At 63.4% G+C, this 25,258-nt stretch carries 27 protein-coding genes; 5 read left to right on the top strand and 22 right to left on the bottom strand.

Annotation, left to right across the window (positions count from 1 at the left end; all coding sequences use genetic code 11):
- Positions 1-108: 108 nt before the first annotated feature.
- The 6 genes from uxuA to AC0L30_RS13565 all read right to left on the bottom strand — a co-directional run bounded on the left by uxuA (position 109) and on the right by AC0L30_RS13565 (position 6,358).
- Positions 109-1,299: a mannonate dehydratase gene (gene uxuA / locus AC0L30_RS13590; RefSeq protein ID WP_473404456.1), complete on the bottom strand. Its 1,191-nt coding sequence runs from the start codon at positions 1,297-1,299 to the stop codon at positions 109-111.
- A gap of 13 nt (positions 1,300-1,312) precedes the next feature.
- On the bottom strand, positions 1,313-2,362 hold the full coding sequence (locus AC0L30_RS13585; RefSeq protein WP_473404455.1) for an L-idonate 5-dehydrogenase: 1,050 nt from the start codon (positions 2,360-2,362) through the stop codon (positions 1,313-1,315).
- Positions 2,359-3,765, bottom strand: coding sequence for a TRAP transporter large permease (locus AC0L30_RS13580; RefSeq protein WP_007595829.1), 1,407 nt, complete (start codon positions 3,763-3,765; stop codon positions 2,359-2,361). The genes AC0L30_RS13585 and AC0L30_RS13580 overlap by 4 nt, the downstream gene beginning before the upstream one ends.
- A gap of 4 nt (positions 3,766-3,769) precedes the next feature.
- Entirely contained in the window at positions 3,770-4,348 is a 579-nt protein-coding gene (locus tag AC0L30_RS13575) for a TRAP transporter small permease (protein ID WP_473404454.1), read from the bottom strand.
- Between the two features lie 136 nt (positions 4,349-4,484).
- On the bottom strand, positions 4,485-5,444 hold the full coding sequence (locus tag AC0L30_RS13570; RefSeq protein ID WP_473404458.1) for a sialic acid TRAP transporter substrate-binding protein SiaP: 960 nt from the start codon (positions 5,442-5,444) through the stop codon (positions 4,485-4,487).
- A 104-nt stretch (positions 5,445-5,548) separates the two neighbouring features.
- Positions 5,549-6,358 (bottom strand): FadR/GntR family transcriptional regulator, encoded by an 810-nt coding sequence (locus tag AC0L30_RS13565; protein ID WP_007595834.1) that lies wholly within the window; start codon positions 6,356-6,358, stop codon positions 5,549-5,551.
- Positions 6,359-6,503: 145 nt separating this feature from the next.
- Between AC0L30_RS13565 and AC0L30_RS13560 the strand changes: the two genes are divergently transcribed.
- A complete protein-coding gene (locus AC0L30_RS13560) occupies positions 6,504-7,988 on the top strand; it encodes a mannitol dehydrogenase family protein (protein WP_473404453.1) in 1,485 nt (494 codons plus the stop codon).
- Positions 7,989-8,088: 100 nt separating this feature from the next.
- Positions 8,089-8,496: a nuclear transport factor 2 family protein gene (locus AC0L30_RS13555; RefSeq protein WP_007595837.1), complete on the top strand. Its 408-nt coding sequence runs from the start codon at positions 8,089-8,091 to the stop codon at positions 8,494-8,496.
- Positions 8,497-8,562: 66 nt separating this feature from the next.
- Here AC0L30_RS13555 and AC0L30_RS13550 read toward each other — a convergent pair whose 3' ends face one another.
- The gene (locus AC0L30_RS13550; protein WP_219681255.1) at positions 8,563-9,279 is read right to left on the bottom strand and encodes an HAD family hydrolase; all 717 of its coding nucleotides are present in this window, start codon (positions 9,277-9,279) and stop codon (positions 8,563-8,565) included.
- A gap of 145 nt (positions 9,280-9,424) precedes the next feature.
- Between AC0L30_RS13550 and AC0L30_RS13545 the strand changes: the two genes are divergently transcribed.
- The gene (locus AC0L30_RS13545) at positions 9,425-10,312 is read left to right on the top strand and encodes an SDR family oxidoreductase (RefSeq protein WP_473404452.1); all 888 of its coding nucleotides are present in this window, start codon (positions 9,425-9,427) and stop codon (positions 10,310-10,312) included.
- On the opposite strand, the gene AC0L30_RS13540 is transcribed toward AC0L30_RS13545, so the two are convergent.
- Together AC0L30_RS13540 and AC0L30_RS13535 are read right to left on the bottom strand one after the other, a co-directional pair.
- Positions 10,287-11,174 (bottom strand): dienelactone hydrolase family protein, encoded by an 888-nt coding sequence (locus AC0L30_RS13540; RefSeq protein WP_219681260.1) that lies wholly within the window; start codon positions 11,172-11,174, stop codon positions 10,287-10,289. The two genes, AC0L30_RS13545 and AC0L30_RS13540, sit on opposite strands and share 26 nt — an antisense overlap.
- Before the next feature lie 99 nt (positions 11,175-11,273).
- A complete protein-coding gene (locus AC0L30_RS13535) occupies positions 11,274-12,563 on the bottom strand; it encodes an MFS transporter (RefSeq protein WP_473404457.1) in 1,290 nt (429 codons plus the stop codon).
- A gap of 425 nt (positions 12,564-12,988) precedes the next feature.
- Between AC0L30_RS13535 and AC0L30_RS13530 the strand changes: the two genes are divergently transcribed.
- Positions 12,989-13,567 (top strand): MarR family winged helix-turn-helix transcriptional regulator, encoded by a 579-nt coding sequence (locus tag AC0L30_RS13530; RefSeq protein WP_473404451.1) that lies wholly within the window; start codon positions 12,989-12,991, stop codon positions 13,565-13,567.
- A 14-nt stretch (positions 13,568-13,581) separates the two neighbouring features.
- On the opposite strand, the gene AC0L30_RS13525 is transcribed toward AC0L30_RS13530, so the two are convergent.
- A complete protein-coding gene (locus AC0L30_RS13525; RefSeq protein WP_219681261.1) occupies positions 13,582-14,586 on the bottom strand; it encodes a hypothetical protein in 1,005 nt (334 codons plus the stop codon).
- Between the two features lie 818 nt (positions 14,587-15,404).
- On the opposite strand from AC0L30_RS13525, the gene AC0L30_RS13520 reads away from it, so the two are divergent.
- On the top strand, positions 15,405-16,175 hold the full coding sequence (locus AC0L30_RS13520; RefSeq protein WP_007595845.1) for a response regulator transcription factor: 771 nt from the start codon (positions 15,405-15,407) through the stop codon (positions 16,173-16,175).
- A 175-nt stretch (positions 16,176-16,350) separates the two neighbouring features.
- On the opposite strand, the gene AC0L30_RS13515 is transcribed toward AC0L30_RS13520, so the two are convergent.
- The 12 genes from AC0L30_RS13515 to flgK form a co-directional block, all read right to left on the bottom strand.
- The gene (locus tag AC0L30_RS13515; protein WP_007595846.1) at positions 16,351-16,809 is read right to left on the bottom strand and encodes a hypothetical protein; all 459 of its coding nucleotides are present in this window, start codon (positions 16,807-16,809) and stop codon (positions 16,351-16,353) included.
- Positions 16,806-17,318 carry a flagellar biosynthesis protein FlgN gene (locus AC0L30_RS13510; RefSeq protein ID WP_473404450.1) on the bottom strand — a complete coding sequence of 171 codons (513 nt, stop codon included), beginning with the start codon at positions 17,316-17,318 and terminating at the stop codon, positions 16,806-16,808. Before AC0L30_RS13510 ends, AC0L30_RS13515 begins: the two co-directional genes overlap by 4 nt.
- Positions 17,319-17,360: 42 nt before the next feature.
- A complete protein-coding gene (locus AC0L30_RS13505) occupies positions 17,361-17,843 on the bottom strand; it encodes a rod-binding protein (RefSeq protein ID WP_473404449.1) in 483 nt (160 codons plus the stop codon).
- Entirely contained in the window at positions 17,840-18,259 is a 420-nt protein-coding gene (locus AC0L30_RS13500; protein WP_035995241.1) for a hypothetical protein, read from the bottom strand. Before AC0L30_RS13500 ends, AC0L30_RS13505 begins: the two co-directional genes overlap by 4 nt.
- A gap of 5 nt (positions 18,260-18,264) precedes the next feature.
- Positions 18,265-19,017, bottom strand: a complete 753-nt coding sequence (gene fliR, locus AC0L30_RS13495) for a flagellar biosynthesis protein FliR (protein WP_473404448.1) — start codon at positions 19,015-19,017, stop codon at positions 18,265-18,267.
- Positions 19,014-21,095: a flagellar biosynthesis protein FlhA gene (flhA, locus tag AC0L30_RS13490; protein ID WP_007595850.1), complete on the bottom strand. Its 2,082-nt coding sequence runs from the start codon at positions 21,093-21,095 to the stop codon at positions 19,014-19,016. Before flhA ends, fliR begins: the two co-directional genes overlap by 4 nt.
- Positions 21,096-21,192: 97 nt before the next feature.
- The gene (gene fliQ / locus AC0L30_RS13485) at positions 21,193-21,459 is read right to left on the bottom strand and encodes a flagellar biosynthesis protein FliQ (protein WP_007595851.1); all 267 of its coding nucleotides are present in this window, start codon (positions 21,457-21,459) and stop codon (positions 21,193-21,195) included.
- Positions 21,456-21,878, bottom strand: coding sequence for a flagellar hook assembly protein FlgD (gene flgD / locus AC0L30_RS13480; protein WP_007595852.1), 423 nt, complete (start codon positions 21,876-21,878; stop codon positions 21,456-21,458). Before flgD ends, fliQ begins: the two co-directional genes overlap by 4 nt.
- A 12-nt stretch (positions 21,879-21,890) precedes the next feature.
- Positions 21,891-22,301 carry a flagellar biosynthesis repressor FlbT gene (flbT, locus tag AC0L30_RS13475; protein ID WP_007595853.1) on the bottom strand — a complete coding sequence of 137 codons (411 nt, stop codon included), beginning with the start codon at positions 22,299-22,301 and terminating at the stop codon, positions 21,891-21,893.
- Complete coding sequence (gene flaF / locus AC0L30_RS13470) at positions 22,301-22,645, bottom strand: flagellar biosynthesis regulator FlaF (protein WP_007595854.1); 345 nt, start codon at positions 22,643-22,645, stop codon at positions 22,301-22,303. The genes flbT and flaF overlap by 1 nt, the downstream gene beginning before the upstream one ends.
- Before the next feature lie 67 nt (positions 22,646-22,712).
- Positions 22,713-23,759, bottom strand: a complete 1,047-nt coding sequence (locus tag AC0L30_RS13465) for a flagellar hook-associated family protein (protein ID WP_473404447.1) — start codon at positions 23,757-23,759, stop codon at positions 22,713-22,715.
- A 3-nt stretch (positions 23,760-23,762) separates the two neighbouring features.
- The gene (gene flgK, locus AC0L30_RS13460; RefSeq protein WP_473404446.1) at positions 23,763-25,241 is read right to left on the bottom strand and encodes a flagellar hook-associated protein FlgK; all 1,479 of its coding nucleotides are present in this window, start codon (positions 25,239-25,241) and stop codon (positions 23,763-23,765) included.
- Between the last annotated feature and the right edge of the window lie 17 nt (positions 25,242-25,258).

Here is a 25,258-nt window from a genome sequence, read left to right as displayed (position 1 = left end):
CCACCCCCTAATCCCCCCCCCCAACACAAAACCCCTTTCTTCCCGGGGGGGGTTTTGTTTTCTGGGGGGGCGCCCCGCCAAATGACGGTGCGGATAGAGTTTTGGCCTCTATTGATGCTCGATCCCGCGGATCGCGCCGCGCAGTTCGGCCAGGCCGCGGAGGCGACCGATCGCGGTGTAGCCCGGATTGGTGCGCTTGGTCGCCGCGAGATCGTCCAGCATGCGGTGGCCGTGATCGGGCCGGAACACAATCCTCTTGTCGGGCGAACGCCGCGCGTTCTCCTTCAGCAGCGCCTTCAGCACTGCGACCATGTCGACGTCACCGTCGAGATGATCGGACTCGTAAAAGGACAGACCATCCGCTTCGCGCTTGGTCGCGCGCAGATGCGCAAAGGCAATGCGCGGACCGAAGCGTTCGGCCATCGCGGCAAGATCGTTCTCGGCGCGCACGCCGAGCGACCCTGTGCACAGGCAGATACCATTCGCCTTTGACGGTACGGCATCAAACAACGCCTGATAGTCATCGGCGCTGGACGCGACGCGCGGCAGCCCGAACAGCGGGCGCGGCGGGTCGTCCGGATGCAGTGTCAATGAGACCCCGAGCTGCTCGGCGACGGGTGTGACGCGGCCCAAAAACTCGGCGAGATGTTGCCGCAGGATTTTTGGCGTGACGTCGCGATATGTTTCAAGCCGGTCGCGGAATTGCGGGATGGTCATCGGCTCGGTCGTCGAGCCCGGCAGCGCGCTGGCGATCACCATGACGAGGTAATCGATATCGGCCTGGCTCATCTGGTCGAACAGCTTTTTCGCGCGACCCTGCTGCTCCGGCGAATACTCGGCGGTCGCGGCCGGCCGCTTCAGGATGTGCAGCTCGAAGGCGGCGAAACGGTCCTGGTCGAAGCGCATGGCACGGGCGCCGTTCGGCAGCTCCCATTCGAGATCGGTGCGGCACCAATCCACGACGGGCATGAAATTGTAGCAGATGATCTTGATACCGGCCGCGGCAACCGCCTCCAGGCTGGCGATCCACGTCTCGATCGAGCGCGTTGCCTTAGCCCCGAGACGCTTGACGTCGTCGGGGATCGGAATCGATTCCACCACCGACCAGGTCAGCTGCGAGCGGCCGGGCTGCCCGTTCTCGATGAAGTTCTTGCGCTCCTCGACCGCCTTGCGTGTCCAGGCTTCACCGATCGGCACCTGATGCAGCGCCGAGACGATATCGCTCGCGCCGGCCTGCCTGACATCATCGAGCGAGACCGGATCGTCCGGCCCGTACCAGCGCCATCCTTCGAGCATCATGCGGCCTCTCCAATCAGTTCGCGGTCAGCACGACCTTGACGCTCTGCGAGCGGTCGAGCGCCAGCCGTAGCGCGTCTGGCGCGGTGGACAGCGGCCGCTCGGCAGTGACCAGCGACAGCACGTCAACGCTGCCGTCCGCAATCAGCTCCACCGCCGTCATGAACTCGAGCCCGAAGCGGAACGAACCGCGCAGGTCAATCTCCTTGGCCATCACCGCATTCGCCGGCACCGGAATCTGGCCACCCGGCAAATTACCGATCTGCACCACAACGCCGCCGCGCCTGACGATACCGATCGCGCTGGCAAGGCCTGCAGCCGTGCCTGACACTTCGAAAGCGACATCGTACGGGCGCGACGCGGCCTGCGCCTTCAGGCCTTCCTCGCCGGCTGCGACATTCTCGACGTGAGAGGCGCCGAGCCGGATCGCAAAGGCCAGCGGCGCCGGCGCGATGTCGGCCACCGTGATGTCGGCCATGCCGGCGCGGTGCGCGGCGAGCATGGTCAGAAGCCCGATCGGGCCGGCACCGAAGATGATGCCGCGTTTGCCCTCGATGTTACCGGCGCGCGCGACCGCGTGCAGGCAGACCGCGAGCGGCTCGGCCAGCGCCGCGGCCTGATAGGAGACGTGATCGGGAATCTTGACGCACTGCGCCGGGATGGCGTCGAAGTAGTTGGCGAAGCCGCCCTGCATGTGAGGCGTCTTCGACGCCGAGCCCATGAAGTAGATGTTCTCGCACAGATTCGGCCGGCCCTCGCGGCAGGCGACGCAATGGCCGCACCAGCGCGACGGGTTGACGGCGACGCGGTCACCGAGCTTCAGATTGGCGGCAGACCCGGAGATCTCCACGACCTCGCCCGAGATCTCGTGGCCGAGTACCAGCGGCGACTTCACGACGAAATCGCCGGTGCGGGCGTGGCGGAAGTAATGCATGTCCGAGCCGCAGATGCCGCCGGCGCCGAAGCGGATGCGCACCATGCCTGAAGCGAGCTTGTCGAGCGGATGCTCGACCATGCGCAGGTCTTCGGGGCCGAACAGGGTTGCGGCGAGAGCTGTGGAGGTCATTTGGAAAGTCCCATGTATTTTGGCAGCCAGAGGGTCAGTTCGGGGATGTAGGTGATCGCGATCAGCGCGAGCATCAGCGGCACCAGCCAGGGCAGGATCGCGACCGTGGTGCGCTCGACCGAGAGCTTTGCCACGCGTGCCAGCACGAATAGCACCATGCCGAGCGGCGGGTGCAACAGGCCGATCATCAGGTTCAGCGTCATGATCAGGCCGAAATGGATGGGATCGATGCCGAGCTTGAGCACGATCGGCAAGAGGATCGGCACCAGGATGGTGATCGCCGCCGTGGTGTCGATGAAGCAGCCGACGAACAGGATCAGCACGTTGGCCAACGCCAGGAAGACCCATTTATTATGGGTGATGCCGAGCATCCAGTCCGACAGCAGTTGGGCTGCCTGCGACACCGTGAGCAGCCAGGCAAAGATCGAGGCAGCGGTGACGATGAACAGCACCGAGGCCGTGGTCTCGATGGTGTCGAAGGTCGCCTTCGCCACCGTCTTCAGCGTCATGGTGCGGTAGCGCACGAGGCCAAGGAACAGCGACCAGATCACGGCGGCGACGGCAGCCTCCGTCGGCGTGAACCAGCCCAGCGTCATGCCGCCGATCAGGATCACCGGCGCCATCAAGGCCATGACCGCCGAGAAATCGAAGTACCAGTCGAGCGCGAGCAGCGCGACCAGGCCAATCCCAACGGCCCAATTGGTGGAGAGGCCGGCGACCGTCAGAAGCCAGACGGCCATCGGGAAGCTCAGTACGACGAGGATCTCGAGCCCCGCCGATCCCAATTGCGGCCAGGAGAACGGCGTATCGCTGCCCCATTTGTTCTTGTGCGCGAAGTAGGTGACGGTGGCCATCATGAGCAGCGTCAGCACGACGCCTGGAATGACGCCCCCCAGAAACAGCGCGCCGATCGAGACGTTCGCCATCATGCCGTAGATCACGAAAGGCAGCGACGGCGGGATGATCGGGCCGAGCGTGGCGGACGCCGCGGTGACGCCGACGGAGAATTCCGTGGTGTAACCGTGATCCTTCATCGCCTTGATCTCGATGGTGCCAAGGCCGGCAGCATCCGCGATCGCGGTGCCGGACATGCCGGAGAAGATCACCGAGCCGATGATGTTGACGTGACCGAGGCCACCGCGCATCCAGCCGACCAGCGCGACGGCGAATTTGTAGATGCGCCCGGTGACGCCGGCAATGTTCATGAGATTGCCGGCCAGGATGAAGAACGGCACGGCAAGCAGCGGAAAGCTCTCGACGCCGGCGATCATGCGCTGCGCCAGCGTGACGTCGGGCGTCACCCCGCTGACCAGGATGTAGAGCAGCGACGACGCAGCCATGGCGATCGCCACGGGCACGCCGAGCAGCATCAGGATAAGAAAGCCTCCAAGCAACAGCAACATGGGATTACCCTTCAAAACCGTCGTAGGCGCCGGGACGTTCGAGGATCGAGTAGCCCTGCCGCAAATGTTGGATGGCCACCTGCACCGAGCGGACGAACATCAGCACAAAGCCGGCAAGCACGGCGTAATAGACGTAGTCCTTGGGAAGATTGATCGTGGTCATGGACTCGTCGCCGATGATCTGGATGTAGACCCAGACCAGCTTGATGGCATAGCCGAAGAAGACGATCCGGATCAGATCAATGACAGTCGACAAAGCGCGCGCCGCGACATGCGGCAGATAGCGGTAGATCAGATCGACCTGGATGTGCCGCGACAGCCGCACGCACATCGAGGAGCCGATGAAGACCACGCCGATCAGGCAGTAGGTCGCGATCTCCTCAGTCCAGGCATAGCTGTCGTTAAGCACGTAGCGGGTGAAGAACTGCAGGAAGACGGCGAGCGCCATCACCCAGAAGATCGCCAGCGCCACCCAGTCCTCGAAAGCGTAGACGCCGAGATCGACCTTGGGTGTCGCCTCCTCCTCAAAGGTATGGGCGATCTCGTCCGCGGTGATCTGCCGGTGCGTTTCGGCGGTGGACATGGGTGTGCTCCTCAAACTGATCACGTCGTTCCGGGATGGTGCGTTAGCACCAGACCCGGAACCTCGAGATTCTCAGGTGCGCGATTGCGCACCGTAGTTCGGTCCTGCGGACCGCCCCGGGATGACGACTACGTCGTCATTTCACCGCCTGAATGCGTTCCCAGTCGGCCTTGCGATAGCCAAACGTCTCGAACGCGACGTTCTTCAGAACGGTGTCGCGGAACTCGTTCTTGTCGACCTCGGTCACGGTCAGGCCCTTCTCCTTGAAGAAGGCAACCAGCTTGGCCTCATTCTGCTTGATCTCCTCGGTCGCCTTGGCGGCGGCCTCCTGCGCGACATCGGTGAATATCTTCTTGTCCTCGTCGCTGAGCTTCTTCCAGAGCGCACCTGCCACCACCGTGTTGAGATGGTCGACAATATGGCCGGTCAGCACGATGTGCTTCTGCACCTCGTAGAACTTCTTGGCCTCGATCGTGGTCAGCGGATTCTCCTGGGCCTCGACGGTGCCGTTCTGGAGCGCCAGATAGACTTCGGCAAACGCGATCGGCGCGGTGTTGGCGCCGCAGGCGCGCGGCATCGCGAGATAGGCGGGAACGTCGGGCACGCGCATCTTGAGGCCCTTGAGATCGGCACAGGTCTTGATCGGCTTGTTCGACGAAGTCTGGCGCACGCCGTAATAGGTCACCGCGAGGATGTGGTGGCCGCTCTTGTCCTCGTAACCCTTGGTGAGTTCCTTGAAGATGTCGCTCTTGGTGTAGGCGAGCAGATGATCGGCATCGCGGAAGGTGTAGGGATAATAGGTCACGCCGATCGGCGGAAAGCTCTTCGCGGCAAAACTCGAGCCGGAGATGATGATATCGACCGAACCGAGGGAAAGGCCCTGGTTGATGTCGGCTTCCTTGCCGAGCTGCGACGCCGGATAGACGTCGATCGCATAACGCCCATTGGTGCGCTTGCCGATTTCCTGCGCGGCCCACACTGAGGCGGCGTGGAAGGGCTCCGAGGTCTCGTAGACATGGGCCCATTTGAGCTTGGTCTGCGCCATGCCGGCGCCAGTCGTCGCAATCATCGCCGCGGCCGAGACCGCCAGCACCATTGTCATCTTTTTCAACACTGACTTTTCCTCCATTTTTCAAGTCTGCTTCTTTTAAATCTGCTTCTTGTCCGCCCGCCCCCGACGCGGGTGCGGGCCGCACAATCTCATCGCGGTCGCGCGCTGCTGCTCGTGACTCGCTTCTTCTTCGGCGCACGTTGCGGTCTTGACGGCTTTGCCGTCGATCGCGCCACCCGCCCGGACGACGGTCCTGCCACCTTCTCGGCGCCGAAGTTCTGCGCAAAGCGCTCCTGGGATCTCGCGAGATGATCGCGCATCGCATCGCGCGCGGCCCCGGGATCGTGCGCCGCGATCGCGTCGCGCACCGCGCGATGCTCGTCGAGCGCAGTGCGCCACGTGCCCGGGCTCTCGAAATAATGCGCAAGCTGCGCGAAATAGGGATTGAGGCGCTGGTCGAACAACTCGCCGACCACACGCACCAGAACGGCATTGCCGAGGCTTCCGGCGATCGCGACGTGGAACGCGCGGTCGTGGACCATCGAGGCTTCGCCGGGATGTTCTACATTCTCCATCGCGACAAGGGACGCATCGATGCGGGCAACGTCGTCCTTCGTCGCCACGCGCGCCGCTTCTTCGGCGATAGCACTTTCCAGGAACTCGCGGGCGCGCAGCAGCTCGAACGGGCCCTCGATGACAGAAGCAGGCGCGGTCGCCGCAACCGCCGCGGGCTCGATCACATAGATGCCGGAACCGACGCGGATACGAAGGCGGCCCTCGACTTCGAGCGCGATCAGGGCTTCGCGCACCGTCGGCCTGGATATCTTGAGCTGCTCGGCGAGTTCGCGCTCGGTCGGCAAGCGGCTGCCGACCGCGTACTCGCCGCTGTCGATCAGGCTTCGCAATTGATCGGCGACCTGGCGATAAAGCCGTCTCGCCTCCACAGCTTCCAGCGGCACGCTGGTCCTCCCGAAAGGGTCATGCCGGCAGCTCTCGCTGCCCGCGGCCCGCCAATTTTGGGAAATTGGTCTTACCAATTGACCGCAGCATTGACCGAGGACAGGCGCCATGTCAAGCAGCGGCCAAACAAGGGGAGAGACGACCATGCGCCCTGATCCAACGCGCCTTGGCCGCGCCAATCTCGACCGGCTGCCACAAGGCATCCGCCGCCCGGCCTACGACCGTTCGCGGGTCACGCCCGGCATCGTGCATCTCGGCCTTGGCGCGTTTCATCGCGCCCACCAGGCCGTGGTCATCGACGATTGCCTTGCGGCCGGCGCCACCTCGTGGGGCATCGTCGGCGCAAGCTTGCGCAGCCCTGACACACGCGACGCCCTCGCCCCGCAGGATCATCTCTACACGGTTGCCGTCCGTGCAGCCGAAGGCACCGAACACCGCATCATCGGTGCGCTGCTCGACAGCGGGGTCGCGCGCGAAAGCCCGGCACGATTGGTCGAGCGAATGGCCGATCCCGCCATTCGCATCGTCTCCCTCACCGTCACCGAAAAAGGCTATTGCCACACGCCGCAGACCGGCGATCTCGACGAGAGGCATCCTGATGTCGTGCACGACCTCAACAATTTCGACGCGCCGCGCTCGGCTCCCGGCTTCATCGTCGCTGCGCTGGCGCGCCGGCGGGCCCTGGGCGCGCCGCCTTTCACCGTGCTGAGCTGCGACAACCTCGCCGCCAACGGCCACACCGTGCAGCGGATCGTGACGCAATTCGCCGCGCTGCGCTCGAAGGATCTCGGCAAGTGGATCGCAGATACGGCGGCCTTCCCCTCGACCATGGTCGACCGCATCGTGCCGGAGACGACGGATGGTGACCGCGACGCGGTTTCGTCGGCGCTCGGTTTGCGCGACGCATGGCCCGTCATGACCGAGCCGTTCACGCAATGGGTAGTCGAGGATCGCTTTACGGCGGGCCGGCCCGATCTTGCCGCAGCGGGTGTCGAGCTCGTCAGTGACGTCAAGCCGTTCGAGTTGATGAAGCTGCGGCTGCTCAACGCCAGCCATTCGGCGCTGGCCTATCTCGGCTATCTCGCCGGCCACGAGACCATCGCCGACACCATGCAGGATCCGCATTTCGCGCGCCTCGCCGCGCAGGTGATGGAAGAGGCCGCGGTGACGCTGACGATGCCTACCGGCGCAGACCTGGCCGCCTATCGCGCCTCGCTGCTCAAGCGCTTCGCCAATCCGGCGCTGCATCACCGCACCTGGCAGATCGCGATGGATGGCTCGCAAAAGCTGCCGCAGCGCCTGCTCGGCGCGATCCAGGATCGTCTCACCAGCAACCTGCCGATCGCGACGCATGCGCTCGCGGTGGCCGGCTGGATGCGCTACGTCACCGGCCTCGACGAGAACGGCCGCACCATCGACGTGCGCGATCCGCTCGCCGCCGAATTCGCTGGCTTGGCGCGCGAGGCAGGTCCCGTCGCCGAACGATTGGCGCCTGCGCTGCTCGGCGTCGGAAAAGTGTTCGGGTCGCTGGGCGCGGAGCCGCGCCTGCGCGAGGCCGTGACCGGAGCACTCGGCCGACTCTACCAGGATGGCGCGCGGCGTGCGGTGGAGACTCTGGTCTCGGCGTGACCACAAAACGGGCAGCAATGCTGCATTGCGGTCCAGATCGAACGGAAAGTCGACGGAAGTCTTGCTTGATTTTTGTCTGTCATTGCCCCACCCGAGAGGCATGGCAAAGGACAGCAAGGTGATCGCGGCGAACGCAGCGTTCTACGCCGCCTTTTCGACCGGCGATTTCGACGAAATGGAGCGGATGTGGGCGGACGATGACGCCATTTCCTGCATTCATCCCGGCTGGCCGGCCATCATCGGCCGGGCCACGGTGATCGGAAGCTGGCGCGATATCCTGCAGAGCCCGGAACGGCCGCAGATCGTGTGCGCGGAACCGCAGGCCATCGTCGATGGCGACAGCGCGCGCGTGCTCTGCATCGAGATCGTCGACGGCACGGCATTGGCTGCGGCCAACCATTTCCGGCGCGTCGGCAACGACTGGCGCCTGGTGCACCACCAGTCGAGCCCGATCGCGCAGATTGTCGAGCAAGCTGAGGACGATAGAGCGAGCCACCGCGTCCATTGAGGGCGTCCGGCCCGCAGGCACATTCTACTGTGCATGGGGTTGTTTTTCAGTTTTTTTGTTTTGGCCTCACCCGAGCCCGGACAGATCATCCAGCACGACCCGCGCCTGGCTAAAATCGTCGTCCCGGAAGAACATGCTTCTGGTGATGAGCACGGGAATGTTCGCTCGTGAGGCCGCGATCAGGCCGTTGGCGGAATCCTCGATCGCGATGCAGTCGGACGCGTTGAGCTTCAGCCGCGCCAGGATCTCGAAATAGACATCCGGCGCAGGCTTTTTATGCCGCACGTCATCCCCGGCCACGATCGCATCAAAATCCGCGGCCCAGCTTTTTCCCAAGGCCCGCGACAGCAGCGCATCGATATTGCCGTGTGACGTGGTCGTCGCGATCGCGAGCCGCTGGCCGCGCGCCTTGGCAGCAGCGAACAGATCCGTCACCCCGGGCCGTAAGGGGCAGCAGCCGGTCTCGACCAGTTCGGCAAAATGCGCAGTCTTGATGCGGTGGAGTTCCGCGATGTCCACATCCGATAATGGCGCGGCGATCCTCAGCCTTTCATGGTGGGCGCGGATCCGTTCCTTGCCGCCGGTGACCCGCAGCAGGTCCTTGTAGACGGCCCGGTCCCACTGCCAGTCGAGACCGTGGCGGGCGAAGGCATGGTTGAAGGCCTGCCGATGCAGCTCTTCGGTCTCGGCCAACGTGCCGTCGACATCGAAGATCAGCGCGGCGGCGCGGCGGACCAGCTCAGCCGCGTCAGATACCATTATGGCGGGCGCTTCTGCCTGCATGTTCGATGCGTCCCTCCGACGAGCGACCATCGCCTGCACAGGCGGGCGGGACAAATCGCAATATCTTTTGCCGGACCCAAAAATCTCTTATGAGCGGAGGGCGCGCTGCGGCGCGGACGGGAACTCCGACCTGCAAGGAAGACGTATGCGGCTCTTTATCCTTGGTCTCGGCTACAGTGCCCGGCACTTCGTCCGCCTGTTCGGTGGCGGCTTCTCGCATATCGCCGGCACGGTGCGCGATCCCGCGCAGCGGGGCGACCTCGCCGGCATCGAGGTACACGCCTTCTCCGGGAGCAGTCCGGCACGCGAGACGGTCGAACGTATGAGAGACGCCCACGTCCTTCTCATATCGATCCCACCTGGCAGCGCCGGCGATCCTGCCATCGCGACCTTCTCGGACGTGCTGGCGGCGGACCGCCACCGCAGGATCATCTATCTCTCCACGATCGGCGTGTATGGTGATCACGCCGGCGGCTGGGTCGACGAGAGCACGCCGCCGCAGGCCGGCCTCGACCGCACGCGCATGCGGGTCGCGGCGGAACAGGCATGGACCGACACGACCGGTGGCGACGCCGCGATCCTGCGGCTTGCGGGTATCTATGGCCCCGGCCGTAACGCACTGGTGACGCTGCGCGCTGGAACGGCCCGGCGCATCATCAAGCCGGGACAGGTGTTCAACCGCATCCACGTCGACGACATCGCAAGCGCGATCATGGCCGCGATTCATCACCCGAGCGGCGGCATCTGGAACGTCTGTGACGACGAGCCGGCGCCGCCGCAGGACGTGATCGCTTACGCGGCGAAGCTGATGAACGTTGCACCGCCGCCGGAAGAGCCGTTCGAGACCGCCGAGATGTCGGCGATGGCCCGCAGCTTCTATGCCAGCAGCGCCCGCGTCTCCAACGCGAAAATGAAGCGCGAGCTCGGCGTCACGCTTGCTTATCCGACCTACCGTCACGCCCTAGAGGCGTTGTGGCAAGCGGGGGAACGAGGATCATGCTTCGACCTCAGCTCAACACGCCATATTTCTTGAACCAGGCCTGGGCCTGCTTCCAGGCATCTTCGGCGGCGTCCTTGCGGTAGCTGCCGCGGTAGTCGGCATGGAAGCCGTGCGGCGCTTCCGGATAGATCTTGAACTCGGCCGTCTTCTTGTTCTGCTCCAAGGCTGTCTTGAGCTGCTCGACCTGGGCGACGGGAATCCCGGTATCGGCGCCGCCATAGAGGCCGAGCACCGGTGCCTTCATCTCGGGCGCGAGCTGCATCGGGCTCTTCGGCCACAGCGGATTGGCTGGATCGACGGGCGGACCGTAGAAGGCGACGCCGGCCTTGAGCGTGCCGCTGTGGGCGGCATATTCCCACACGGTGCGTCCGCCGCGGCAGAAGCCGATGATGCCGAGCTTACCGGTGTCGCCGCCTTGCGATCCCGCCCACGCCACGGTCGCGTCGAGATCGGACAGCAGCTCGGCGTCCGGCTTGGCATTGACGATCGGCAGCAGGTCCTTGATCTCGGTGACCTTGGTCAAATCGACGCCCTTGCGAAAGTAATAGTCGGGCGCGATCGCGAATGCGCCGAGCTTGGCGAGGCGCCGCGTCACGTCCTTGATGTATTCGTGCAGGCCGAAAATCTCCATCGCCACGATGATCACCGGCGCCTTGGTGTTGCCGGCGGGGCGGGCAAAATACGCAGGCATCTGCTCGGAGCCGACCTTGATCTTGGCGTCGCCGGTCTGGAGGCCGCCGGTGTCGGTCGTGATCGCCTCGGCGCGCACGGGCCCGGCTGCAAGCGTGTAGCCGGCGGCGACGGCCGCAGTCGCGCTCATGAACCCGCGGCGCGAGACAGGGGCGACCTTGGTCAGCCCGACGACGTCGGATGTCATGGTGGTCTCGATACTCATGGGTTCATCCTTCCTGATGTGCGGCCCTGATCTGTCAGGCGCGCATTCGCCAATAATTGCCAGCGAAACGCAAATCACCAGCCTGCGAGCGCGCCGCTTTCAGGACTTGTTCTGATGCTGTTTCACTGGTGCAGTCTCGGGCATGAGGCTCATCGCGACTAGTCCGACGATCGCCGCAAGCAGCAGGTACCAGGCCGGCGCCAGCGGATTGCCGGTGACGTGGAGGAGCCAGGTGACTACGAGCTGCGCCGTACCGCCGAAGCTGGCGATCGCGACCGCATAGACGGTCGCGAATACACCGCCGCGGATGTTCTGGGGCAGCGCCTCGATGAAGGTCGCGTAGAACGCAGTGAACGGCAGCGAGCCGATGACGGACAGGACACCGAAACCAACCAGGAGCGACAACGCGCCGGGCGCATGGACGATCCACAGGAAGGTCGGGTAGGTCAGCAGCAGCGTTGCGAGCTGCGGCCAGATCATCACCGGCTTGCGACCGAGACGATCTGCCAGCCAGCCCCCGACCAGCGCACCGACAAACTGGATGCCATTGCTGACCAGCGACACGGCGAAAGCCAGTGTCGACGACACATGCAGCGTGTTCTGCGCATAGGTCGTCATATATTGGGTGACGTAGGTCGAGATCGTGCCGCTTGCCAGGATCATCAGTGCAAGTCCGATGACGCCAAGATGCCGTCTCGCCTGCGAAAGATGACTGGTGTGCTCGACGGCGCGGACACCGGCTTGGGCCTGCGGGATCGTCTCGGGCAGCGTCCGGCGCATCCAGACGCCGAACGGCAGGCACACCGCCCCGATCAGAAACGCCACCCGCCAGCCATAGGCGTCGAGCATCTCTGGCGCCATCGTCCTGCTCAGGATGACGCCGACGAGTGCGCCCGCGGTCGCGGCGATCTCCTGGCTCGCCGGCTGCCAGGCCACCACCAGCGCGCGATGCTGGGGCGGGGCGATCTCGATCAGATAGGCGGTGGTCGGTCCAACCTCCCCGCCCAAAGCAAAGCCTTGCGCCATACGCGCCGCGATCACGATGACGGGCGCTGCAAGGCCGATCGATTGATAGGACGGCGTGAGCGCGATGGTCAGGATCGATAGCCCCATCAGCGCGAAGCTCAGCAGCATGGCAGGCCGCCGGCCGATCCGGTCGGAATAGATCCCGAGCACGATTCCGCCGATCGGCCGCGTTACGAAGCCGGCGCCGAAGGTCGCCAGCGACAGCATCAGGCTGCCGTACTCGCTTCCCGTCGGGAAGAAGGTATGGCCGATCTGGATGGCGAAGAAGCTGTAGGTGATGAAGTCGTAGAATTCGAGCATGTTGCCGACGGTGGCGGCCAATGCTGCGCGCTTGACGCTGAACGGCTTCACTTGCTCGATCACGGACGACACTCTGGCATTCCCGGGCTCGATCCTATTTCGATTTAACCGCCTGGCCGCATTGCAACGCAACATTCATTAACCGAAAACGGTGGTTCCCCCGTCCCCTTTTCCGCTGCCCGAGTTGCGGCCGACCCGTCCGCTCGCGCAATTCGAGGCGCACCGCGCAACAAATGGGCTTTGCGGTGGTCGCAATGTCACATCATGCCGCACGCACATCCCGCGTTAGCGGAATTTGCATGCAAGCCGCGGTCATTTGACTGAAATTTTCAGAAGAGTTGAGCCGGGCGATTTACTCGAACTTTCTTCGTGACGCTCTAGTTCCACGGTCGGAAGGTTCCGCTTCCCTCGGGATCTTCATTATCAGCCGCCCGGATTGCGCTACCAAAAGCTCAATTGAATCAAGATTTATCCGACCTGGAAGTGAAATGAACTTGGCTCGCGAATCGATCGAACTGCTGGAACAGGTCGCCCGTATCCTGTGGTTCGAAGGCGCCAAGCACGGCTTGCGCGACCGCGAGTGGATGGCGCTACGTTTCCTTTCCCGCGCCAACCGGTTTTCCCGGACGCCGTCGGCGCTCGCGAGTTACGTCGGCACCACGCGTGGCACCGCCTCGTTCATCATCGGCGAGCTGGAGCGGCTCGGCTATCTCGAGCGAAAGCGCTCGGTCCAGGACAAGCGGTCGGTGATGCTGAGCGTGACACAACAGGGCAAGAAGTTCCTGGTGCGCGATCCCGTCAACGTCCTCATCGAGTCCATCGGCGTGCTGGAGGATGAGGCGAAGGTCGGCTTCCGCGACGCGCTCCGCCACGTGCTGGATCAGTCGGACGCAGCCGAACAGCGGCACCATACCGACGTCTGCAAGCGATGCATCTTCCTCCGCGAAGATCGCAGCACCACGGACAGCAGGACGACTGCCGAGTTCAGCTGCCGCCTGTTTCGCGCGCCGATCGCGGAGGCGGAGGTCGATCTGCTATGCACCAGTTTCGAGCATCACCGTAAATAGAAGGCGGCCCTCGATCAGGGCGTCGCCTTGCGTGACGAATAGATGACGCCCCCGCTGGACTCGACCACCAGACGTCCGTTCTCGTTTCTGATCTCCTCGATGCGGCCAAGGCCGGGCACTTGCTGTCCCAGCACCGCTTCGATGACGCCGTTCGGGCCTTGCAGGATCGCAATCCCCTCATAGGCCTGGCGGACCGACCAGCCCTTGACCGTCTTGCGCGGAGCCGAAATGCGCTCGGACGGTGCTACCGATCCCGTGACCTCGGGCGTAGCGGCCGAGGCCATCATCGGCATTGGCTGTGAAGCGACGGGCGCCGGAGCCTGGGCCTGCACCTGGGCAAGCTTATCGAGCTTCACCGTAGAGGACGAGCTCACCCGTTCGATGCGATCCAGATTCTCGCCAAAACGGCCAAAACGGTCATTGGTCGCCTTGCTCGACTGATCGACCGCGGTGCGCAGGCCGTCGAGATTGTCGGACACCCCCGACACCTGCCTGCGCAGTTGTGCCACAGTCTCGCGCAGATTCCTGATCTCAGTATTGGCCGCGACGTTGTTTTGGGCGGGCTGCATGGCGAAATAGGCGATCACGCCGGTGCAGGCACAGACGACCAGGATCGCAGCGACCGCCAATGTCGCGAGCGGCGCGACCCATGTCGGACGCGGCGGCGGCGGCTTGGCCACGATCACGGCCGGCTTGATCACGATGGGCGTAGGCTTGGGGATTGCCATCTTGTCGAGGCGCGCCTTGGCGCGAATACGCTTCAGACCCTCGAGCGCCTCTTTCGCCAGAGTTTCATCACTCGCTGCTGCCGGCGCAGGCTTGGTGTTCGCAGCAGGCTTGGTAGTCGCGGAAGGATTGGTATTTGCAAAAGGCTTGGTGTTTGCAAAAAGCTTGGTATTTGCAGAAGGCTTGGCCGTCGGCGCCGCATTGTCTTTGGCATCGCGCGTCTCCGCAGCCGGTTTCGCCGCTGCGGGGACATCCACGGTCGCGTTGGGACGAGCTTGTCCATCGGACAACATGCGAGAATGCTCCGTTCGGTTCGATCTGTCGAACGGTGACGTTATTTGCCGAAGCTTGCCTGAAACGTGCGCATCCAAAACTTTTCATCACGCGCGGTGCGACGTCACATGAGTCAAACGCGTCACGCACGTGGCGAGAGTGCGACTCGAAAGACACACCCTCGCCAAGATTTCGCCAAGCTGGAGTCGCCTCGCCATACATGAGTCGAATTGTCGCACGTGGAAAGACGATGACGGGGGTCAATCCGGGGTTGAAAGTCCCTCAATCTGCATGAAGCGCAGCACCGCCCAAAATAGCTGTAATCATACGGGGATGCGGAACTTTAGAACCGCCAAGGTGCAAAACTAGTTCGAATTCCAAATCAACTGATGCGATTGAACATACAAAGAAACAACTCGAAACGAATCAACAGCATCAAGCACGTGTAGCAAACGCTTAGTTGCGCACGCTTGATCGGAAATCGGCAATTGTTACGGTCCTACTCAAGTGATTCTCGCCAGTTAGCGAGGAGATCGACAAAGTACAGTGGCGTTCGGACGCATGAGCAACTTGGCGCAACTGTTCTAGGTCGCTTTCTCAATCCGCTCCGCGAGGTGATCCGCAAGACACCCGCCGAGCCTCACGCAGTAAGCGTTCAGTATCGAGTCGAAGTAGCAGGCCTGCGAGACGCAGGCACTGAATGCGTAGGGCTGCCCGCGAATATCGAAACCATAATAACGGTTCGCGGGAAGGAATATCGTCAAACAGCACAGTTGCCGAGCCGGGCATCACAACAACCAACCGGCCGTAACAAGTGCGAAACAGGGGCGAAAAACTGATGTATATTATCGTTGATGATCGCGAGAGCGTCACGAACAGCTATGTCGGAGGGCTCGTTCGCGAAGGTGTATCGTCGATCGGCTTCTCCTCCGGAGAATTCTGGGACTGGCTGCAATCTGCGAGTGAATCGGATCTGGCCGCGGTGGACGCCTTCCTCCTCGGGGATTGCGACACCCGCGGAAGCCTGCCGCGGGCGATGCGCAAGCGCTCCTCGGCTCCCATCATCGCCATGAGCGGCCAGAAGATGCTCAAGAACACGCTGGAGCTCTTCGAATCGGGCGTCGACGACGTCGTCCACGTGCCGATTCACCTCCGCGAGATCCTCGCCCGAACGGCCGCGATTGCGCGCCGCCGGGTCGGGGAACTGCCGCGGCCCTGCGAGACCAGGATCCAGGTCTTCTTCAACGGACGTGACCCCGAGATCGCTGGCCACGCTCTCACCCTGCCCCGCCGCGAACTGCGCATTCTCGAATATATGGTCAGCAACCACGGCAAGTGGGTCACCAAGACGCAGATCTTCAACGCGGTCTACGGCATCTTCGAAGCGACGTTCGACGAGAGCGTGATCGAGAGCCACGTCAGCAAGCTGCGCAAGAAACTCCGCGACCGCCTCGGCTTCGATGCGATCGTGGCCCGCCGTTACGTCGGGTACCGCCTCGACATCCCGGCCGGCGAAACCATCGACGTGCCGATGCAGGAGCTCGACGAGGTCGGCATCCTGCTGAACAGGGCGCATACCGCCCCAGTGGCGTATCCAGCCGGAAACTGATCGGCAGGGCGCTGCCACGCAACCGATAACGGCCTCTGCGAACCATCTTCGCAGAGGCCATTATAGTTTCGGCGACGTCAACGGCGAACAGAGCCGCGGCAGTACCGGCGCTGCGGCTCGCGTCTAAGTATAATTCTAGAGGCTCGCTTCCGATTCAATCAGAACCGATAATGCCCTAGGGCTTCTGCTGGAATTCTTCCTTCGACACGTAATTGAAGTCCTCGACAAGGACGTCCTGGACGACTTCGGCCTGCATTCGCTCGTTGACACGCTGCTTGATGGCCGTCGTGAGGATGGAGAGGTCGTAACGAGCGAGTTTTCTGAAATCGAGGCGGTCGTCGGCATAGATCCTGCGGAAGGCTTCATCGACGACGAACGGCTCGGGCGGCACGTTGAGCTGGTGCATGGTTCGCGCCTCAACGGTGTAGACAAAGCGCGCGACGATGTAGCCCTGAACGTTGCCACCCTCGACCATGGGCACGCTCAGCGCCCGCGTCTTCTGGTACTGCAGCCCGTCAAGGTATTCGTCCTTTGCCGGCAGCAGGCTGCCATTTTCCTTCCAATAGGCCACGGCGTAGCTCGTTCCCGCGGTGAGGATGCATACCCAGAGCCCGGCTAGCACGAGTCTGATCATTTTCCGTCCTGTGCTGCGCGACCGGTATAGGTGCCGTCCGACTCGGCGTCCTTGATGGCCTTGACTATGATGGTCGCGACCTCGCGCACCGCATCGTAATGCATTTCGAGGATGGAACGGTTTCGCTCGAGCTTCTCGCGCAGCCGCTGGATCTCCTGAGTGATCTCGACCTCGCCGCCGAGGTGCATTCGTGCCCGCATCAGGCGGACGAATTCCAGCATGCTCCGGCTCTTCCGGGCGCTGAACTCGTCGAAGTCGATTTTCTTGCCCGTCGCGAGCGCTGCCGTCTCCTCTTCGACGATGGCTTCGAGCCGGCGGATCGCGGCTAACAGGCCGCGTACCTCGTCCGATCTCGCCGGGTCCGCACCGTCGTTCGCCACCTCACCACCGACATTCGGCAGCAGGACGGGCAACAGCCCATCGCCCGACACGGCTGCCATCGTCGTCGCCTCGGTGTCCACGGCCGGCTGTTCCATCACCATGGCCGCCGCGCCTTCTTGTGCCTGCATAGGAAAGTCACCCTTCAACTTCTGTCATCCATTCCCGGATCGTCATCCGGCCTTGCCCGTAGCATCCGGCCCCGCCGGATGCGCGGCGGCGAGCTGCTTGGCAATGCCAATGCCCTTGCCCTTTGCCAGCTGAGCACCAAGTTGCTCCGCCAGCATCGACTTCCAGACGCCGCCGGCCGTGCCTTTTCCAAAGACCTCCTCCGACTCCTTCGGCAACATCGTCTCGACGAAGGTCTGGAGGATGAAGGCCTCGAACTTGCGGTACACCTCGCCGGATGCCGGCGCCTTGATCACCTGCACCGGCGCCCCGTTCACCGCACCCGACTGCGGTTCCGAAACCTTCGTCGCGGATTGTTCGGCGGCGGCCGCCGCCTTGGCCTTGCCGACCTCCGCATCCATCGTGGCGGCGAAATCCGTGTCCGATGATTTGAGCGCGTCGAGCTTCGCTGTGGCCGCGCGCTGCGTCACGGGATCGGCGGCGTCAAGGACGTCGAGAACGAGGTCGGGTGTCGCGGTCACGATCATGTCTTGGTCCGATTGGCTGGCCGTGGCGTCCACTCGCGCACGGTGAGGCTTGTTCCCGTCATCTCCTCGAGCGATCGCTTCTCGACGTCGCGAAGCTTGTCCGCGAGCGCCGCCTTCGCGACCTGCTCGAACTGCTTCACACGGCGGCTCTCCGCGCGAACCTGGTCGAGCTGCTGCGAGGCCTGGGCCTGAATCGCGCGCGCGCCGACGCTGGTTCTGGTCAGGCGCCGCGCGATCGATTCGCTCGATGATCCCGCCGGCGGCTTCCCCTCGTTGAGAGTTCCGACCAGCCATTCCTGTTCGTCCTGCAAGCTGCGCTCCTGCTGCCGCAGCTGCGCGAGCTGCCACTCTGACAACCGGAGCTGGAGCTTCACGAGCGAGACCATCCGGCCGAGCTTGTCCGCGCGCGACGTCATGGCGATCACTCCGCCAGCCACGATGAGACGCCGAGCATGAATTGCCTCAGGAGCTCGTCGCTGGTGAGGTAGAGCAGCAGGAAGCCGCCGAACAGCACGAAGGGCACCGAGATGAAATAGACCGGAATCGCCGGCGTCAGCTTGTTGATCAGGCCGACCGCCAGGTTGACGACGACCGAATAGACGATGAAAGGGCTGGCGATCCGCAGCGTCAGCACGAATGCCTCCGATAGCCGGCCGACGAGCTGGTCGAGCGGCATGCTGCCGCCGAGCCGGTCGCCGGGATGCCAGACGTCGTAGGAGTTCATCAGCCCGCGCAGGACCTGCCAGTGCTGGTCGGTCATGAAGAACAGCGTCGTGACCGACGTCATGATCAGCGGCACCAGGGCCGGCGCCGGATCGGTGTCGCCGACCGGCGTCCCCGGGATGTTGCTCAGCCCGATCGCGCTGGCCATCACGGTGGCCATGGTCTGGAGTGCGAGAAAGAACACGCGACCGCCGAGCCCGATGACGGCTCCGACCACGAGTTCGGAGCAGATCAGGAGCGCGAGCGACAGCGGCGCCGCGTTGTCCGTGAGCGGTTTCAGGACGGCGGCCAGGATCGGCGTTAGCGCAAACGTCGTGACGAGCGCGACGAACAAGCGGACCTGGGCCGGAACATTGACGCTGGAATAGCCGGGGACCAGCATCAGGCAAGCACCGATGCGGCAGAACACGATGAACGTCACCAGCACGCTGTCGGTGAGGCCGCTGATCACGATATGGCTCCGAGGGCCCTGATTTCGGTGCTGCGCGCGACTTCGACATGCGACAGGATCGGCAGTGTCGGAAAGACCCGCTCCAGGATCATCCGGACGTAGGGACGCGCTTCCGGGGTCACGGCCAGCACCACGCTGGTGCCGTTCTCGGTGAACTTGCGGATCGCGGCGCTGGCTTCGGTCGCGAACTGCTCGATCAGGCGCGGATCGGCGTCGAATTCGACGACGTCGCCCTTGGCGTCGCGCTTCAAGCTCTGGTGGAACGCGAGATCCCAGCGGTTGCCGAGACGGACGACGTTGAGCACGCCGTTGTCGGAGAGATCGCCGCAAATCTGTTGGGCAAGACGCGTACGCACATGCTCTGCCACCTGCTCGGAGCGCCGCACATGAGGCGCGATCTCGGCGATGGCTTCGAGGATCAGATGCAGGTTGCGGATCGACACGCGCTCGGCCAGCAGGATCTTCAGAATCGCCAGCAGCCCCGAATACGATATCTGCGACGGGCAGAGATCCTCGACCAGGCGCTTGTATTCGGGATCGAGCCGGTCGAGCAGGCCGCGCATGTCCTTGTAGGACAGCAGCTGGGCGAGGTTGGCCCTGATCACTTCGCTCAGATGCGTGAGCAGCACCGACAGATTGTCGACCGGCTTGCAGCCCTGACGCTTGACCTCGTCGGTGAACGCGTCCGTCACCCACAGCGCCTTCATGCCGAAGGCCGGCTCGATCACCTCTTCGCCGGGAACGTCGGGCTTGCCGTCCTTGTCGACGAGGACCAGCACTTCTCCGAGCCGGAGCTCGCCCTGGGCGACGCGGGTGTCGTGGATCCGGATCTGGTATCCCTTGGGATCGATCGACAGATTGTCGGTGAGCTTGATCTCGGGAACCACGAAGCCGTACTGCTTGGCGAACTTCTTGCGGATCTTGGCCACGCGGTGCGCCAGTTCGTTGCGCGACCCGAGCAGATGGACCGAGAGGTGCCCGCCGAGCGCCAGCTCGATCTCCGCGGTCTTGAGCGATTCCTTGACGGATTCCTTGGCATCGACCTGGGCACGTTCGTCGGCCTTGCGCGCATCTTCCTTCTGCTTCAGGGCTGCTTGCCGCCTCGGCAGCGAATACCCGACGAAGGCCATGACGCCGCCGAGCAGCAGGAAGGGCGCCGTCGGCAGCCCCGGCATCAAGGCGAGCACGAACATCATCAACGCGGCGGCCGACACCGCGCGCGGATAGCCGCCGAGCTGCCGCAACACGGCCTGCTCGGCCGAACCCCGGGTGCCGCCCTTCGAGACGAGCAGGCCCGCCGACAGCGACACGATCAGCGCCGGCATCTGCGTTACCAGACCGTCGCCCACGGACAGCTTGGTGTAGACGTCGGCGGCGCGTGCCAGCGTCAACCCGTGATGCGTCACGCCGATGATGATACCGCCGAAAATGTTGATCGCGGTGATGATCAAACCGGCGACGGCGTCGCCGCGAACGAATTTCGAGGCACCGTCCATGGCGCCGAAGAACGCGCTCTCCTCTTCCAGCTCGCGGCGCCGGCGCTGGGCTTCCTTGTCGTCGATCAGGCCCGCGGACAGATCCGCGTCGATCGCCATCTGCTTGCCGGGGATGGCATCCAGAGTGAAACGGGCGCCGACTTCGGCGATACGCGTCGCGCCCTTGGTGATCACGACGAAGTTCACCGTGACCAGAATCGCGAAAATGATCAGGCCGATGACGAAGTCGCCGCCCATGACGAACTTCGAGAAACCGGCAACGACATGGCCCGCGGCGTTTTCCCCCTCCCCGCCGCGCGACAGGATGAGACGGGTCGTTGCGACGTTGAGCGCAAGCCGCAGGATCGTCGCGATCAGGAGCACGGTCGGGAAGGCAGAAAAATCAAGCGGCCGCTGGATCCACAGTGCGACCATCAGGATCAGTGCCGAGAGCGCGATCGAGAACGCGAGGCCGAGATCGATCAGGATCGGCGGTATGGGCAGGAACAGGATCGTGAGCATGGCCACGATGCCGCCTGCGAAAAAGGCATCGGCGCCCAATCGTCGCGGGGTCGGCAGGCTAGCGGCTAACGTATCGGACATGGGTCACCGGCAGAGGATCCGGCCCGTAATCTGCCGTGCAAAGCTTACGCGGGGGTGGTGGTGGCAGGGGCGGCAGAGGTGGCTGGGACCGTCCGGATCAGAAGCCGTGCTCGATGTGCGAATAGACCATCTCGGTGAAGGTGGAGAGATGGGCTCCGATGAAGGAACCGGAGACGGCAACGACCACGAGAATGACGATGATCTTCGGAACGAAGGTCAGCGTCACCTCCTGGATCTGGGTCAGCGCCTGGATCAGCGCGATGATGGTGCCGACCAGCATCGCGGCACCGACGGCAGGCCCGGAGGCGACGATGATGGTCCAGATCGCCGCCTGGACGATGTCGAGAGCATCCCGTTCGTTCATGACTGGCTGATCGTGAGACCGGGGCCGATCGCGACTTTCGTGCCGTTCTCGAGCGTCGCGACGGAGCCGTCGCTGTTGATGGAGATCGAAGCGACCTTGCCGCTGAAGCTCGCTCCGGTCGCGTCCGTGAAGCTGACGGTCTTTCCGATCAGCCCGTCGGCCTGCGACAGCGACTGCGAAGACAGCAGAGCGTCGAGCTTGGTATTGGTCTGCATCGCCTGCTCGACCGACGAGAGCTGCGCAAACTGGCTCATATATTGCGAGGTATCCATCGGATTGGTCGGATCCTGGTTTTTCATCTCCGCGATGAGGAGCTGAAGAAACGTGTTGTAGTCGACGCCGGTGCTCGACTTCGGCGTCGTCGAGCTGGTCGAACTGGACGACTTGCTGGTGCTATCGGTCGCGCTGGTGACGTTCATGTAGTTCTCCTGTCAGGCAGCCTCGAATGGGGAATCGATCGTGGCGCCGGCCAGGATGGCCTGCTCCACTGGAAACAGTGCCCGGATCCGCTTGAGCGCCTCGAAGTAACGGGTCGCTCCGACCAGGTCGTCGACCGTGCCAAGCCCGACCAGCATCTCCTGGCTCTCGCACACCGCGAGCAGGGCGGCGTGATGCTGCGCGTAGAGAGCCGAAGCATCGCGGACGTCGGTCGGATTCATCAGCATGAGCTGGACGATGAAATAGAGCTGCCGCAGCGCCGTGGTGGCGTCGGAGGCCTGCATGATCTGCCCTTCGAGCAGGAACATCACGTCGTTGACGAGCTCGACGGAGACCTTGCGGTCCACGCGCAGCACCGCGCCGTTGATGTAGACCCGTTCGCCCGCACGCAAGGATATCTTCATCAAAGTGCGTCTCGGATCAGGCGGTTGATTTCGATGAGCTGGATAACGTCGTTCGACTTTTCTTCACGAAGGCGGTCGGCTTCCTTGACCACCCACAGGCCGATCGAGATGATGTCGGCGCGCAGCTTTTCCGGAAGTCCGTTTTCCGGATGCGCGAGATCCTCGATGAAGATCGTCCACAGCCGCCGCACATAGAGCAGGCTCTCGACCAGATCCTCGAGGCTGAAGCGGTCCGACTGGATCCGCTCGAGCCGGTCGATGCCGAGGCTGAGCGCCTGCCGCTCGCGGCCCCGCGCCTCATAGCCGCTCTCGTCGACGACCGATTCATAGGCTTCAAACGTCATCAGGACAACTCTGCGCAGGAGACTGAACAACAAGACAAGGGTTACGCGCCTTACGAAGGAGCTGGACTCAGAGATAGTTGATGAGGCTGATCTTCTGGAGCTGCGAGGTGAGCGCAAGCGCCGTCTGGATCTGCGTCTGCAAGGTGTTGACCCTCACGGAGGCTTCCGTCGGATCGACCTTCTCTATACCGACGATCTGATTGTTCAGAATATCCTGCTGCGTCTTGAGCTTGTCGGTTGCGGAGGTGATCCGCTGCTGGACCGTGCCGATGTCGCCGCCGAGGGTCGCAAGGTCCGTGATGGCGTTTCCGACAAGGCCGATGGCCTTATCCACGACGACCTGGAACGTCGCTTGGTCCAGGTTCGCGTTCCCGAGATCTGCCATCATGGTGTAGGCCTCGGCGAGCTTGCGGAAGCCTGTCTGATTGGCGCTGACGGAGGTATCGGCGATCTCGGTCGTGGAGATACGGCTTTGCATCACCTGGTCGGTCGCCGATGACCAATTCGTGTTCCAGGCCGGGCTCGCGAACTCGGCATCGAAGGTGGTGTCGAGGAAGGTCTGCATCTGGCCAGGAGTGATGGTGTTCACGCTGGGCGATGATTGCGAGAAGCCGAAGGTCGCAAGGAAGTCGGCGTCGACCTGGTTCTTGCTGGCCGAGCCCGCGGTGTAGGCCGTGATCGGCGTGTTCTGCGTGTTGATGCCCGCAAAGAGAGACGAGCCGTTATAGGAGACGTTCAGCGCGCCAATCAGATCCTGGAGGTTGGAGGACGCAGGTGGCAGGATGATGCGCCCGCCGCCATCGGTACTGCGCGCCGCGATCAGGTCCTTGAGGAAGTCCGTCGCGGTCGATCCAAGCTGGGTGATCCGGCTCTGCGTTATGTCCAGTCGCCCCGCGACGAGCCCATTGGTATCGACGAGCTGATCGGCGAAGCTCAAATCCGCCCGCAGGGTGACGTCGCCTCCCGTCGTGGCACCAAGCTCGAGGCCGACATCGGCGAAGCGGCCGGTGATGGCTTCCTTCGAAGCCTTGGCCAGCGCGGCCTGATTGTTGGTGATCGAGGATCTCAACGACGAAGACAGCATCAAGGTCGAGATGTAGTTCGCGCTCATCATGACTTAATTTCCCACGGCAGCCAGCAGACTCTGCAACATTTCGTCGACGGTCGAGATGATCTTCGACGAGGCCGAATAGGTGCGCTCGACCTGGAGCATCAACGACATCTCGTCATCCATGTTGACGCCGCTGACGTTCGACAGCGCCGCAGTGCTGCGGTCGAGCAGCGTTTTCTGGTAGGTGACGTTGGAGTCCGCGGTCTTGCGCTGGTTTTCGATCCAGCTCGTCGACGACGACGCGAAATCGATCAAGCTGCCGTTCGGCTTGCCTTGCGTGGTCGCATCGAACGGCTGCGACGCATCCATGGCGCCGATGAGCTGCTGCAGCCGGGCCGAGTAACCGCCATTGCCGGCGGTATTGTATTGGTATGCGACGTTGCCGCTGATCGCGCCGTCGCGCAGCAGATTAGGATTGCCGCCCTGGGCCGGATCGACCGATGCAGCAACCGAAATGGTACCAGCGAGGCCCACCAAGACGGTGGCGCTCGCCGGAATCGCCGGCGCGCCGGGATAGGTGAAGAGACCGGGAACGTTGAGCAGCGTCGGAACAGGCGACTGGTCACTTTCCTTGAAGGCGTCGACGAGGCCACGCGCTATTTCGTCGAGCTGGCTCTGGTACGTAACCGTATCGTTGTCGCGCAGCTGGGCCAGGCCAGCTAGCTTGCCGGACTTGAGCGGCATCACGGAATTGGCGCCGGTCACCGGAACGCCGTCGATATAGACGGTATTGCCGGTGGTGCCGGCCGTATAGGCGTTCGTCGGCGCAAAGCTCACCGTTCGCGCCGTCTTGTCGAACAGCACGACGCCGCTGTCGGTATAGAGCGCCGCGTCGCCGTTGGGACGGAGCGACATCGAGACCCCGACCTCCTGCGACATCTGCGAGACGATGCTGTCGCGCTGGTCGAGGTAGTCCGTGATGTCGTCGCCGGAGATCGTCCCCTTCACGATCGCGGTGTTGACGGTCTGGAACTGGGAGAGCAACCGATTGATGGTTTGAACCGACGTTTGCATGTCGGCATCCGCGCCCTCACGGGCCGACTGCACGGTCAGAGTCGCCTGATTGAGCGCGGTCGCCATGTCCTTGGCGGACGTCACCGCTGCCTGCGCCAGCGTGGTGTTGTCCGGGGCGTTGGCATATTGCTGGAGCGCCTTCTTCAGCGCGTTGAGCTGCGCCGTCGGCGACTGGTCGAGTTCCGGATCGTCCACCGTGGCAGATGCGATCTTCTGGAGACCGTCAAGGATCGCGCTCTGCTTGGCCGACGTCGAGGTTGCGGTCAGCACGTTGGTGTAGAGACCCGAGCTCGCGGCGCGCTGGATCGCCGCCACGTAGACGCCGGTTCCCGGGAGGTTGTCCAGCACGGCAATCTTGCGCGAATAGCCGGTGGAGCTGGCACCGGCTATGTTGCGCGAAATGACCGACGACTGGATGCCCGACGCCATCAGCGAGGAGCGGGCGGATTCGAGAGCGGCGGTAAGGTTCATGATCTGCTCTTGCCGGG

Source organism: Bradyrhizobium sp. MI1.11 (genome assembly GCF_055811255.1).
This window is presented reverse-complemented; position numbering and strand designations above follow the sequence as displayed.

What these genes read in the sequence shown, in the direction of transcription:
- uxuA (WP_473404456.1), bottom strand. Translation starts at nt 1,299, where the DNA reads ATGATGCTCGAAGGATGGCGCTGGTACGGGCCGGACGATCCGGTCTCG.
- AC0L30_RS13585 (WP_473404455.1), bottom strand. Translation starts at nt 2,362, where the DNA reads ATGACCTCCACAGCTCTCGCCGCAACCCTGTTCGGCCCCGAAGACCTG.
- AC0L30_RS13580 (WP_007595829.1), bottom strand. Translation starts at nt 3,765, where the DNA reads ATGTTGCTGTTGCTTGGAGGCTTTCTTATCCTGATGCTGCTCGGCGTG.
- AC0L30_RS13575 (WP_473404454.1), bottom strand. Translation starts at nt 4,348, where the DNA reads ATGTCCACCGCCGAAACGCACCGGCAGATCACCGCGGACGAGATCGCC.
- AC0L30_RS13570 (WP_473404458.1), bottom strand. Translation starts at nt 5,444, where the DNA reads ATGGTGCTGGCGGTCTCGGCCGCGGCGATGATTGCGACGACTGGCGCC.
- AC0L30_RS13560 (WP_473404453.1), top strand. Translation starts at nt 6,504, where the DNA reads ATGCGCCCTGATCCAACGCGCCTTGGCCGCGCCAATCTCGACCGGCTG.
- AC0L30_RS13555 (WP_007595837.1), top strand. Translation starts at nt 8,089, where the DNA reads ATGGCAAAGGACAGCAAGGTGATCGCGGCGAACGCAGCGTTCTACGCC.
- AC0L30_RS13550 (WP_219681255.1), bottom strand. Translation starts at nt 9,279, where the DNA reads ATGCAGGCAGAAGCGCCCGCCATAATGGTATCTGACGCGGCTGAGCTG.
- AC0L30_RS13545 (WP_473404452.1), top strand. Translation starts at nt 9,425, where the DNA reads ATGCGGCTCTTTATCCTTGGTCTCGGCTACAGTGCCCGGCACTTCGTC.
- AC0L30_RS13540 (WP_219681260.1), bottom strand. Translation starts at nt 11,174, where the DNA reads ATGAGTATCGAGACCACCATGACATCCGACGTCGTCGGGCTGACCAAG.
- AC0L30_RS13530 (WP_473404451.1), top strand. Translation starts at nt 12,989, where the DNA reads ATGAACTTGGCTCGCGAATCGATCGAACTGCTGGAACAGGTCGCCCGT.
- AC0L30_RS13525 (WP_219681261.1), bottom strand. Translation starts at nt 14,586, where the DNA reads ATGTTGTCCGATGGACAAGCTCGTCCCAACGCGACCGTGGATGTCCCC.
- AC0L30_RS13520 (WP_007595845.1), top strand. Translation starts at nt 15,405, where the DNA reads ATGTATATTATCGTTGATGATCGCGAGAGCGTCACGAACAGCTATGTC.
- AC0L30_RS13515 (WP_007595846.1), bottom strand. Translation starts at nt 16,809, where the DNA reads ATGATCAGACTCGTGCTAGCCGGGCTCTGGGTATGCATCCTCACCGCG.
- AC0L30_RS13510 (WP_473404450.1), bottom strand. Translation starts at nt 17,318, where the DNA reads ATGCAGGCACAAGAAGGCGCGGCGGCCATGGTGATGGAACAGCCGGCC.
- AC0L30_RS13505 (WP_473404449.1), bottom strand. Translation starts at nt 17,843, where the DNA reads ATGATCGTGACCGCGACACCCGACCTCGTTCTCGACGTCCTTGACGCC.
- AC0L30_RS13500 (WP_035995241.1), bottom strand. Translation starts at nt 18,259, where the DNA reads ATGACGTCGCGCGCGGACAAGCTCGGCCGGATGGTCTCGCTCGTGAAG.
- flhA (WP_007595850.1), bottom strand. Translation starts at nt 21,095, where the DNA reads ATGTCCGATACGTTAGCCGCTAGCCTGCCGACCCCGCGACGATTGGGC.
- fliQ (WP_007595851.1), bottom strand. Translation starts at nt 21,459, where the DNA reads ATGAACGAACGGGATGCTCTCGACATCGTCCAGGCGGCGATCTGGACC.
- flgD (WP_007595852.1), bottom strand. Translation starts at nt 21,878, where the DNA reads ATGAACGTCACCAGCGCGACCGATAGCACCAGCAAGTCGTCCAGTTCG.
- flbT (WP_007595853.1), bottom strand. Translation starts at nt 22,301, where the DNA reads ATGAAGATATCCTTGCGTGCGGGCGAACGGGTCTACATCAACGGCGCG.
- flaF (WP_007595854.1), bottom strand. Translation starts at nt 22,645, where the DNA reads ATGACGTTTGAAGCCTATGAATCGGTCGTCGACGAGAGCGGCTATGAG.
- AC0L30_RS13465 (WP_473404447.1), bottom strand. Translation starts at nt 23,759, where the DNA reads ATGATGAGCGCGAACTACATCTCGACCTTGATGCTGTCTTCGTCGTTG.
- flgK (WP_473404446.1), bottom strand. Translation starts at nt 25,241, where the DNA reads ATGAACCTTACCGCCGCTCTCGAATCCGCCCGCTCCTCGCTGATGGCG.